The following is an 11,383-nucleotide window of genomic DNA, read 5'->3' as shown; positions in this document are numbered from 1 at the left end:
CGATGCATTCCTCACCCGTCCGCCGCTCGCCGGCATCCCGAAGGACCCGCTGCCGCTCGACTTGCATGTGTTAGGCCTGCCGCCAGCGTTCACTCTGAGCCAGGATCAAACTCTTCAGTTGAACCTTCTAACCATCAGGGCAAGCCCCTAGGTTTATTCCTGAACGTTTAACCCAAGCATCTTCAAACTATGGCTTATAGCTTTTGCTTGATTCTTGCTTGGACGCTCGTATTGCTTTGGACTTTCATCCACCGCAAGGCGCCCACACAAGATACCTGCGCACACTGTCAAAGATCTCTTACGGTGCGGGAATTTCCATCCCCGCGGCTGACAACCTTTCGTCGTCAGCGAGCCGCACATCATACAACCATTTTTCCTACCGTCAACACCTTGCGATGCCCTTTTTCGCATCGCCTCTCTGTGCCAACCCCCGCCCAATCAAACTGTCTTCAACAGCCCAACCTCAACGGGGCGCGCATCCTAACCGCGGGAACACGTGTGCGCCAGCAGGAAATCACCGATATCGGGCAAATGGACGTTTTGCCGCATACAGATCGGATTTTGCCCAATCCCGCCAGCCTATGCGCTGATGAGGCGAACGCGGGAAAAATTGCGCTTGCCAACTTGCAGGACACCCTCGAACCCCGGGCCAAAGACTCTTTGCGCGTCCACCACAACCTCGGCATCGATGCGCACGGCATTTTCCTTGAGCTTCCGATTTGCCTCGGAATTGCTGGCAGTGAGCCCGCAGGCCGTGAGCAGCGCGGCAAGACGCAATCCCTCGACAGGGACCGACACTTCGTTCAATGGCAATTGGCTGGTGTCTCCCTGACCGCGCACAACGGCATTCCAGCCGGCAATCGCCAATTCCGCGACTTCTGCATCATGGAACCGTGTCGCCAATTCACGCGCCAGGCGCATTTTCAGGTCTCTGGGGTTGAGTTGGCCGGAAGCAATATCTCGCTTCAACATCTCAATTTCGGCCAGTGAAATCTCGAAGCTCAGCAGTTCGATCCAACGCCACATGAGTTCATCGCCGATCTTGAGCGTCTTGGTCACGATATCGATGGCCGGCTCATTGATGCCGATGTAGTTGCCAAGTGACTTGGACATCTTGTTGACTCCGTCCAGGCCCTCCAGCAGCGGCATGGTCAGGACAATCTGCGGTGGCTGTCCGAAATGCTCCTGCAGTCCGCGGCCCATAAGGAGATTGAACTTCTGGTCTGTGCCACCAAGCTCGACGTCCGCCTTCAGGGCGACGGAGTCGTAGCCCTGGACCAGCGGGTAGAGGAATTCGTGAATGGAGATGGACTGCTGGGCGGCATAGCGCTTGGAGAAATCATCCCTTTCGAGCATGCGCGCCACCGTATGCTGGCCGGCAAGCTTGATCATGTCGGCGGCATTCATCTTGGCAAACCACTCCGAATTGAAGCGCACCTCGGTGCGCTCGCGGTCCAGCACCTTGAACACCTGCTCGGTATAGGTGACCGCATTGGCCTCCACATCCTCGCGCGTAAGCGGTTTGCGCGTTGCGTTCTTGCCGGTCGGATCGCCAATCATTCCGGTGAAGTCACCGATCAGAAAAATGACCTGATGGCCCAGATCCTGGAACTGGCGCATCTTGTTCAGCAAAACCGTGTGACCGATATGCAGATCCGGCGCTGTCGGGTCTAAACCCGCCTTGATACGCAATGGCCGGCCCAGCTTGAGGCGTGCCTCAAGCTCTTCCTGCTTGATGAGTTCTTCTGCGCCACGACCAATCAGATCGAGCGATGATGGGATGTCGACCATGAGGCCCTCTCGAGGCTTGGGTCGTACGGCAGGGATGGCGCGGCAAACCGCTTACTCATCCCGATCCGAGACGATCAGGTTAAGTGATTGTTAATCGAGGAAAGTTTCGCAAATTTGCGACATCATATTCGTTGACGCAGCTCGCGAGCGCCCGTTATGGTACGTGGCCAGTATCCGGAACGCGAACGTGACAGAGACAAACCCGCCGACCCAGAATGCCAGACAAATGGCGCGCCGACTCGCAGTCCGGCGCCGGGCACGTCGCCAGCACCTCAAGTTCTATTTGCGTAATCACAAGTGGACTTTCCTGCGCAACGTCGCAGCGGCCCCGGTGTCGTGGCAGAAGGAACACTGGATTCTGGGCGGGACTGCCGTACTTCTGACATTGCTCGTCGGCGTCATCATGCCGACTTTTGCCAGCGCGACCCGAAGTGACTTGTCGCAGGCAGCATTCACGACCATGCCGCTCGAGTTGCCGCCCTTGCCTGCAGGCGCTGAAGCCGAAGCCGCCATCGCTTTGCTTGCAGCTGAGGGCAATCTCGGCCCTGACTGGAAAGTTGTCACTGTCGAGTCAGGCCAGACACTCTCGGAGATTTTCAGTAACCAGGGCTTGGGTGCCAACGTGCTGAATCGCGCACTGGATTCGCAATCCGACGGTGCGGCGCTACGAAACATACGCCCCGGAGACGAGTTCGCTTTTGACATCGACAGCGATGGGTCGCTCAAGGCATTTCGCTTCGATCGCGACGAATCGACCCGTGTAGTTCTCGATTTCGGTTCGGATAGCGTTGGTGAGACCCTGCAGGATCGCGCCGTTGAGCGGCGCGTGCAGGTCGCCCACGGGGTGATCAACAGTTCGCTTTTCGAAGCCGGCGACCAGGCAGGCATGAGTGACCTGATGACGCTCAAGCTGGCCAACGCTTTCGGCTATGACATCGACTTCGCTCAGGATTTGCGCACCGGCGACAGTTTCAGCGTCATTTTTGACGAACTCTATCGAGAGGGCGAGCGTCTGCGTGCCGGCGACATCATTGCCGCGACGTTCACCAATCAGGGCAAACGCTTTACGGCAGTCCGCTACACCAATTCGATGGGCGAAACGCTGTACTACACCGAGGACGGCCGACCTCTGCGCAAGGCCTTCCTGCGCACACCTGTGGAATTCACGCGAATCTCCTCCAAGTTCAGCAGCGGCCGCATGCATCCGATCCTCGGCAAGATGCGTGCCCACCGAGGCGTCGATTACGCCGCCCCCTCGGGCACACCGATCAAGGCGGCTGGTAGCGGCAAGATCGTGTTTCGCGGTCGTCAGAATGGCTACGGCAACGTTGTCATTGTCCAGCACGAAGGCAAGTTCACCACCTTGTATGGCCATATGTCGCGATTCGCCAGCGGCAAGGTCGGACAGCGCGTCAGCCAGGGACAGGTCATCGGCTATGTCGGCATGACCGGATTGGCCAGCGGCCCACACCTGCATTATGAATTCCGTGTTGCCGGCAAGCACCGTGATCCGCTGAAAGTCACACTGCCGAAGCAGGAACCCTTGCCTGCCAGCGAACTGGCGCGCTTCAACGAGGGTTCCGCAACGCTGTTGGCCCGCCTCAAGATGGTCGACTCGGTCCGCCTCGCCCAGAATCACTGAGAACTCCGATGAGCTCACTGTTCCTGGGGCTGATCTCGGGCACCAGTACGGATGGCATCGACGCCGCGCTGGTGCGATTTGATGGCGGGATCGAAGTGATCGCCGCTAGAACTTCACCATACCCGGCGGAACTGCGCCAAAAGCTCCTGGCGCTGACCGAGCCCGACGCAGCGATTCTGCTGGATCATCTCGGCGCCCTGGATGTCGAGATCGGCGAATGTTTTGCTGCTGCGGCGCTCGACCTCCTTGCTGATGCCGGGACACCAGCCTCGGCGGTGCAGGCGATCGGTTCGCATGGCCAGACCATTCGCCATCGACCCGATGGGAATCACCCGTTTTCCATGCAGATCGGCGATGCCGCGGTTATTGCCGAACGCACCGGCATTTGTACGGTAGCTGATTTCCGACGGGCCGATGTCGCTGCGGGTGGTCAGGGGGCGCCATTGGCACCGGCTTTCCACGCCGCCGCCCTTTCCAACCATCTACCCTGCGCGGTTCTAAATCTGGGCGGCATTGCCAACTTGAGCCTGTTGGGCAAGCACATGGAAGTCCTAGGCTTCGATACGGGGCCGGCCAATTGCCTTCTTGATGCCTGGAACATGCGTCACCGCGGCACAAGCTGTGATCTGAACGGCGAATGGGCAACGAGCGGCACGGTGGACCTCGCCCTGCTCGAAGTCCTGCTGGATGCCCGGTATTTCAGGATTCAGCCGCCCAAGAGTACAGGGCGCGAAGTGTTCAACCTGGACTGGCTGGACAAGCGTTTGGGCGATCAGGACAGGAAGCCCGTTGACGTGCAGGCGACCTTGATGGCACTGACCACCCGGACCGTTGCCGATGCCTTGTCAGCAAGCGCATTCAAACCTGCTCGTGTTCTGGTTTGCGGAGGCGGGGTACACAACCTCGGATTGATGTCCGCCCTCGCTACGGCGATCTCGCCCATTCCACTGGACAGTACGGCCAGCGTGGGACTCGATCCGGACTTTGTCGAAGCGGCACTCCTGGCGTGGCTTGCTCGCGAACGACTGGCCGGGAGAAGCAGCAACTTGCCCAGCGTCACTGGCGCACGTGGCCAGCGACACCTTGGTGCCGTGTTCGCAGCTCCGCCCTGAGTTTCAGGCCTGCTTCTTGCGGTTGGGGGACTCGAAGGTTGGCCCCGAATCGACCTGGCGGAACGCTTCGATGGCTTCGTGGAAAGCCTGGTTTTCGACCTGGTTCCAGACTCCGCGCATGGTCGCAATATCCTGCCGATCCTGGCCGGACAAATGCTCGTTGCTAAGGCCCAGCGCGTAGCGAAGCGCACGAAGGGCCACTTCATTGATTGTCCAGCCGCGCTCGTTGGCCAACGCGGTCAGGCGTTCGAAGGTATCTTCGTCGATGTCTTTGACGCGAATTTCCGCCATGACCTGTCGTTCAAATTGGTGACATTCGGATTGTCGCAACAATGCCGGCACTTTTCAGCGCATTCCGACACGCCTCAGGCAACCGCCGAGGTCTCGTTGTCCAATGCTCCCGGAGCCAGTCTTCGCCACAACCACGCCAGTATCAGCAAGGTCGGGATGACCGACACGCTGCTGATGACGAAGAACACGGTGTAGCTGGATGCTTCGACGATAAAGCCGGAAAATCCACCAATGAGTTTGCCCGGCAGGTTGGCGAGGGACGACAACAAGGCGTATTGGGTGGCCGTGTAGCGTTTGTCGACCAGTCCGGAAATGAATGCGACCAGGACCGTTCCGGCGAAACCCTGCGAGAGGTTGTCTCCGGAGATGGTTGCGACAAACGTCCAGATTTCACCGGGATGCAGAGACATCAGGATAAACAGCAGGTTTGAGAGTGCCACCGCCAGGGCCGCCACAAGAAGCGACTTGCGAACGCCCATTGCCGCAACGGCAAAGCCGCCAAGAAAGGCACCGCCAATTCCCATCCAGACGCCGTATATTTTCGACACCGTCGCGATGTCGCTCTTGCTGAAGCCGGTATCAAGATAGAACGGCCCGGCAATGCTCAGCATCTGGTCCGGCATCTTGAAGAGACCCACAAACGCAAGCAGAACCAATCCAAGTACCCAGCCATTGCGGCGGAAGAATTCCGCGAACGGCTTGATGTAGGCCTCAACGAAACTCGGGCGAACTTCGGAATCGATGCGCTGGCTGGATTCGGGCTCAGGCGAAAGCAGCGTCGCCATGACGGGCACCAGGGCGAGCACGGCCATGCTCAGGTAGCCAATGCGCCAACCGGCAAAATCCGCCAGATAGAGCACCAATGCGCCGCCGCACAGCTGCAGTCCGATTCGATAGCCCAGGGTGTAGGTGGCGGCCAATGCCGCCTGCGCGTCGATAGGCGCAATCTCTACCCTGTATGCATCCACCATGGTGTCCTGGGTGGCGCCTGCAAGGGCAGTGAACCCTGCCAACGCAAGGAACAGCGGCACCGATGCGACAGGACCGGTCAAAGCCAGAGCGGCAAGCCCGGCCGCTATCGAAAGTTGCGCCGCAAGAAGCCAGCCACGCCGGCGACCCAATCGACCGAAATAGGGCAGGCGCCGGGTATCCAGCAATGGCGCCCAGACGAACTTGAAGACATAGAAGAACGTGAGATAGCTGACCAGCCCGATGGGACCCAATGCCCAACCGGAATCTCTCAGCCAGATTGCCAGGGTATTGCCCACCAGGAAGAACGGCAGTCCGCAGCCGAATCCCAGGAAAAACATCGTGATGGCGGAGCGCGTCCCGAACGTCGCGGCTGCAGCGCGCCATCCGCGCGGCCTGGCTGGCGTGCCGGCACTCATTCGCTATAGTCCACCGAAAACGGCGCGTGATCAGAGAAGCGCTGTTCGCGTTCGATCGAACAGGAACGCAGGCGATCGCGCAGGCCGGGAGTCACCAACTGGTAGTCGAGGCGCCAACCGACATCGTTCGCACGTGCTGCTCCGCGATTGCTCCACCAGGTGTAATCCTGACCCGCAGGATTCAGGTGCCGATAGGCATCAGTCCAGGCAGTTTCTGCTGGCTCACACTGGCCATTCAACCAGTCACGCTCTTGTGGCAGGCAGCCGGAGTTCTTCTGGTTCGATTTCCAGTTTTTGATGTCCAGGGCGCTGCGCACGATGTTCCAGTCGCCGCAGAGCACGTAGTCACGACCGCTCGTGAGCCACTCATCAAGGATGGGCTTCAACCAGTCCATGACTTCAAACTTGAACCCCTGGCGCAGGTCTCCGGACGAGCCTGAGGGGATGTAGAACGACACCACGCTCAAGTTTCCGTAACGGGCCTCGATGTAGCGCCCCTCATCGTCGAATGGTGCCCACCCCAATTCCGTCCGCACTTCATCGGGCTCGCGCCTTGAAAGGATGGCGACACCGCTATAGCCCTTTTTCGTGGATGCATCCTTGTAGAAACAGTGGTGTCCATCTGGACGAAACATTGGATCGACCAGCTGATGTTCCTGCGCCTTGGTCTCCTGGATGCAGGTGATATCGGCCTGTTGCGACCGTAGCCAGTCAAAGAATCCCTTGTTTGCGGCCGATCGTATGCCGTTTGCGTTGAAGCTGATGATCTTCATCTTTTGGGAGTGCGGAATTGGGAATGGACGCAAGACTACCGGAACTACGCGGGTTCGCCATTGCGGATTGTTCGCGCGCCCGCGTCGGGTTTCGCGAAAGCACGGAGTCTTGCACAATCCATTCCTGAATGACGCGCCGCATCCTGCGGTTGAGTCCAGCTATGCTGTTCGTTGCAACGCCCTGTCCCCACAGTCCGAACCCCGGGTATCCGCATGCATGACTACCAGCGAGAATTCCTCGAACTCGCCATCTCGCACAACGTGCTGCGTTTCGGCGAGTTCACCCTCAAGTCCGGTCGCACAAGCCCCTACTTTTTCAATGCAGGCCTGTTTGACTCCGGGTCCGCACTGAGTACGGTAGGACGCTGCTACGCCGCGGCAGCAAGCCGCTCAGGAATCGAGTTCGAGCAGCTTTTCGGGCCGGCATACAAGGGAATCCCTTTGGCGGCACTGACTGCCGCCGCCCTGTCTGAACACCACGGCAAGGATTGCGGCTTCATCTATAACCGCAAGGAAGCGAAGGATCATGGGGAAGGTGGCAGCCTGGTCGGCGCGAAACCGGCTGGCAACGTCCTCATCGTCGACGACGTGATCACGGCCGGCACGGCCATACGTGAATCCCTCGGGCTGATCAGCAGCAATGGCGCACGTCCGGCCGGAGTATTGATTGCGCTTGATCGCCAGGAGCGCGGGCAGGGCGAGCGCTCCGCTGCACAGGAGATCGCCAATGAATTTGGGATTCCCGTCATTCCCATCGTCAGCTTGTCCGAGTTGCTGGACTACACGGGAGAGCGGGCCGAATTCGCCGCCGAAGTCACTTTGCTACAAGAGTATCGCCGCCTATATGGTGTGTGATCTCCGGCACTGCGGGCCGATATCAGGCTCCCCTATACTGTCAGGCCAAGCAACCTGTCAGACTTTGCCTGGCCAGCCTGCAAGGGAATTTGCGCGGCACATGCTTCTGCCCGACCTTTTGCCAGTGGGCGCACAATCGTCCTGACACACAACAAACGTTAAGTCACTCACACCCGAATTCCAGCCACGATCGGCAAAGCCCAACAGGCTTCTGGAGTCCAGAATGCAAACATCGATTTCTCGCCTTGTCCTGCTGCTGATTGCGCCCACGCTTGCGTTTGCGGTGCTGGCTGCCGGAAGTGTCCGCTACAAGTGGCGTGACGCGGAAGGCAATTTGCACTATTCCGACAGCTTGCCGGCAAACGCCGGCGTGCACGGCTACGACGTGATCAACGGCCAGGGCATCCTGGTCAAGCGCGTAGAACCAGCCATGACTGCGGAAGAGAAGGCTGTTGCGAAGGCCGAGGCTCAGGAAGAGCGGGCCAGGCTGGATGCTACCGAGCGGCAGTCACGCGATGACATGCAACTGCTGGCCGCGAATCCGACCGAGGCAGACCTGCGCAAGACCCAGTCGCAACGAATCGAAATGATCGACCTGCAGATCAAGAGTGTGCAAACGGGTTTGCAGAGTCTGGAACGCAGCCTGACCGACCTGCTGGGTCGCGCGGCTGATCTCGAGAGAAGCGAAACAGCGGTGCCGGAGCGACTCACAAGCCAGATTGGCGACCTGCGCAAGAAGGTGGACAGCCAATACGCCCTGCTTGAACGCAGCAAGGCCGAGCGTGAGAGCGCCCTAGCGGGCTTTGCAGCCGAGGTCGAGCGCTATCTCGCGCTGAAGGAAAAGTACAACCAGCATTGAATGGATGGCGGAGCTGCAGATGACGAATCAGCCGCCGGGCTCGAAACCGTTGCGCTGTCGGCGCGAGATTTTCAAGCCCTTGCCGTGATGTCTTTCTAGAAAGGCAACGGCAACGCCTGGTCGAGCGCAAGCAGTTGCGCGCGGAACTCTGCCTGTATGCGTTTCAGGGCAGCCTCATTGTCGGCATCGAATCGCAGCACCAGGACCGGCGTGGTATTCGAGGCGCGGACCAGGCCCCAACCATCCGGCCAATCGGCCCGCAAGCCGTCAATGGTGGTGAGCCTCGCGCCCTCGAAGTTGGCCTTGGCCTTGAACGCGTCGACGAAACGGTAGTGCTCGCCTTCACGCATTTCGATCTTGAGTTCTGGCGTTGATACGCCTTTCGGCAATGCTGCGAAGATTTCTTCGGCCGGACGCCCATCCACATCGCCAGCAATGATTTCGAGTAGTCGCGCCGCCGCGTAGATGGCATCGTCGAACCCGTACCAGCGCTCGGCGAAGAAGAAGTGTCCGCTCATCTCTCCGGCCAGTTGCGCACCGGTTTCGCGCATCTTCGACTTGATCAGGGAGTGCCCGGTTCGCCACATGATCGGGCTTCCGCCGTGCTGCAGGATCAGTGGTTGCAAATGTCCGGTGCACTTGACGTCGTAGATGATCGTGGCGCCAGGATTACGGCTGAGCACATCGATCGCGAACAGCATCAACAGGCGATCCGGGTAGATGATTTCCCCGCTACGCGTGACCACTCCGAGTCGGTCACCATCGCCATCGAAAGCGAGTCCGATGTCGGCTCCCGTCTGCTTGACCGACAGGATCAGGTCCTGCAGGTTGTGCGGATCCGATGGATCAGGGTGGTGGTTCGGGAAGGTGCCGTCGACTTCACAGTAGAGTTCATGGACTTCGCAGCCAATACTCTCGAGCACCGCGGGCGCGATCGCACCGGCTACGCCATTGCCGCAATCGACAACAACCTTCAGCTTGGTCTCAACCTGGACATCATCACTGATGCGGGTTACGTAGTCGTCATTCAGGCTCATGACCTGCAACCCACCCGAACCGCTGCTCAAGCGATCCTCAGCGATGCGCGCGTAGAGTTCCTGGATGGCGCCTTCGGACAGCGTTTCGCCACCCAGCACGATCTTGAATCCGTTGTAGTCCGGGGGATTGTGACTGCCGGTAACCGAGACGCATGAGCCGGTTTGCAAGTGGTAAGCGGCGAAGTAGGTCAGCGGTGTAGGTGCCAGGCCGATATCGATGACGTCGCAGCCGGCTGCGCGCAGCCCTTCGATCAGGGCACCCGAAAGATCCGGCCCGGACAACCGGCCATCCCGGCCAACCACGATCTCTCGCATGCCCCGATGCAGCGCCTCACTGCCAATGGCCCGGCCGATCTGGCGCGCAATATCGTTTGTCAGTGTCTGCCCGAGGATTCCGCGAATATCGTAGGCGCGGAAAATGCTGCGGTTGACCGCAACCTTCTTTTCACCGGGTTTGGGCTTGGCTGGCGTCGTTTCCTTGACCGGGGTTGGCTTGGCCGCTGCGGCAGCCACGTCGGTGGCGGCCTGTTGTTCGATGGCCTGGGCCAAGGTGATGTCCTCTGATTGTGAATGTTTTCCCGGCCTGAATGCTGCAGCCGCACCCTGCATGCCGACCTGCCTGAGCCACAGCGCGAAGAAGCCTCCAACCAGGCACAGGAGCGTCAATGGAACGAGCACCCAAAGATCGCGGGTGATCAGGATCTGAATGTTCGGATCGGCAATGGCCAGTCGAAGTTGTGACCCGGCTATGGGTACTCCGAGATCGCCGGTGGAGTTTCCGCTGCCGGCACCCGAACTCGCCACCATCATGTCGCCACGACCATCGCCCTGGCGAAGGTCGATGCGTGCCCCGCTGCGATTGTCGCCCTGCAGGATGTCGATGATGAGTGAAACGGGAAGCGCCAGATAGGCGTAGGCGACGGGCTTTGCTTCAGGCTTCACGGGGATCGCCAGAACCAGCTGTTGGCCGGCCTTCGGAGACAGATGGATCTGGACCGGCGCGGGCTGCATGGAGGCTTGGGCCTGCATCAGCATTTGTGCTCGCGAATAACCGAAGTTCTTCAAGTCGTTCTTGCGGACTTCGAGCAAACCGGGGTCATAGAGATTGGCTTGCTCGAGCTCCGGCCACTCTGCCCTCATGGCTTGCGCGGCATTTTCAAGTCGGGTTTCTTCCTCGCCAGCCAGGGCGGCCAGGACCGGCTCGGAAACGGCGACTTGTTCGGCCTTCTGGTTGAGTGCGGCGATCTCCTCGGCTATCGCCGTCATGATGCGCGTGCGGGCCGACTCGGCTTCTTCGATCTTGTCACTTTCACTGTATACCAGTGAACTCTGCCAGAGCAGAAAGAATCCAGCCAGCATCAGCACGGTTGCGACTGCGAGCGGCACCAGAACCTTCAGGCGCGGCAGCAGCCGAGAAAGCAGCACGGCCTTGCCTGGCCCCCTGGGTTCGGCCGTCGACGCTGTCTGGTTTTCTTCTGCCATGTCCCTTGCCCTCGCCTCAGTCACCTTTGCCTACTCTTCAGGCAAGCCCCGAATCCGTGAGGCCTGAACCCGCTTGAGTCCACAATCCGACCGGGCAAATGCCAGTCAGCCAATGCACCAGACCACATGGAACACCATGCAGGTCAATTCATC

At 59.5% G+C, this 11,383-nt stretch carries 9 protein-coding genes and 1 rRNA gene; 4 read left to right on the top strand and 6 right to left on the bottom strand.

Annotated features, from left to right (window positions below; all coding sequences use genetic code 11):
* Positions 1-121: ribosomal RNA gene (locus tag WBP53_RS14240) — 16S ribosomal RNA — on the bottom strand; the annotation flags it as partial.
* A gap of 458 nt (positions 122-579) precedes the next feature.
* Entirely contained in the window at positions 580-1,791 is a 1,212-nt protein-coding gene (tyrS, locus tag WBP53_RS14235) for a tyrosine--tRNA ligase (protein WP_423930041.1), read from the bottom strand.
* Between the two features lie 187 nt (positions 1,792-1,978).
* Here tyrS and WBP53_RS14230 point away from each other — a divergent pair, with 187 nt between their 5' ends.
* Together WBP53_RS14230 and WBP53_RS14225 are read left to right on the top strand one after the other, a co-directional pair.
* Positions 1,979-3,433 (top strand): OapA family protein, encoded by a 1,455-nt coding sequence (locus WBP53_RS14230; protein WP_423930039.1) that lies wholly within the window; start codon positions 1,979-1,981, stop codon positions 3,431-3,433.
* A gap of 8 nt (positions 3,434-3,441) precedes the next feature.
* Entirely contained in the window at positions 3,442-4,545 is a 1,104-nt protein-coding gene (locus WBP53_RS14225; protein ID WP_423930037.1) for an anhydro-N-acetylmuramic acid kinase, read from the top strand.
* Positions 4,546-4,548: 3 nt separating this feature from the next.
* Here WBP53_RS14225 and WBP53_RS14220 read toward each other — a convergent pair whose 3' ends face one another.
* From WBP53_RS14220 to WBP53_RS14210, 3 genes are all read right to left on the bottom strand, one after another.
* Positions 4,549-4,836, bottom strand: coding sequence for a hypothetical protein (locus WBP53_RS14220; RefSeq protein WP_423930035.1), 288 nt, complete (start codon positions 4,834-4,836; stop codon positions 4,549-4,551).
* A gap of 74 nt (positions 4,837-4,910) precedes the next feature.
* On the bottom strand, positions 4,911-6,224 hold the full coding sequence (locus WBP53_RS14215) for an AmpG family muropeptide MFS transporter (protein WP_423930033.1): 1,314 nt from the start codon (positions 6,222-6,224) through the stop codon (positions 4,911-4,913).
* The gene (locus WBP53_RS14210) at positions 6,221-6,997 is read right to left on the bottom strand and encodes an exodeoxyribonuclease III (RefSeq protein ID WP_423930031.1); all 777 of its coding nucleotides are present in this window, start codon (positions 6,995-6,997) and stop codon (positions 6,221-6,223) included. The genes WBP53_RS14215 and WBP53_RS14210 overlap by 4 nt, the downstream gene beginning before the upstream one ends.
* 213 nt (positions 6,998-7,210) lie before the next feature.
* On the opposite strand from WBP53_RS14210, the gene pyrE reads away from it, so the two are divergent.
* A complete protein-coding gene (gene pyrE, locus WBP53_RS14205) occupies positions 7,211-7,852 on the top strand; it encodes an orotate phosphoribosyltransferase (RefSeq protein WP_423930029.1) in 642 nt (213 codons plus the stop codon).
* 223 nt (positions 7,853-8,075) lie between these two features.
* Positions 8,076-8,711 carry a DUF4124 domain-containing protein gene (locus WBP53_RS14200; RefSeq protein ID WP_423930027.1) on the top strand — a complete coding sequence of 212 codons (636 nt, stop codon included), beginning with the start codon at positions 8,076-8,078 and terminating at the stop codon, positions 8,709-8,711.
* Positions 8,712-8,806: 95 nt separating this feature from the next.
* Here WBP53_RS14200 and WBP53_RS14195 read toward each other — a convergent pair whose 3' ends face one another.
* Entirely contained in the window at positions 8,807-11,230 is a 2,424-nt protein-coding gene (locus tag WBP53_RS14195; protein ID WP_423930025.1) for a phosphomannomutase/phosphoglucomutase, read from the bottom strand.
* Between the last annotated feature and the right edge of the window lie 153 nt (positions 11,231-11,383).

Origin of the sequence: Dokdonella sp. (assembly GCF_049593775.1) — a bacterium.
In the GTDB taxonomy this organism is placed as follows: domain Bacteria; phylum Pseudomonadota; class Gammaproteobacteria; order Xanthomonadales; family Rhodanobacteraceae; genus Dokdonella.
The sequence above is the reverse complement of the archived record's forward strand: the minus strand, read 5'-3'. Positions and strand labels throughout refer to the sequence as shown.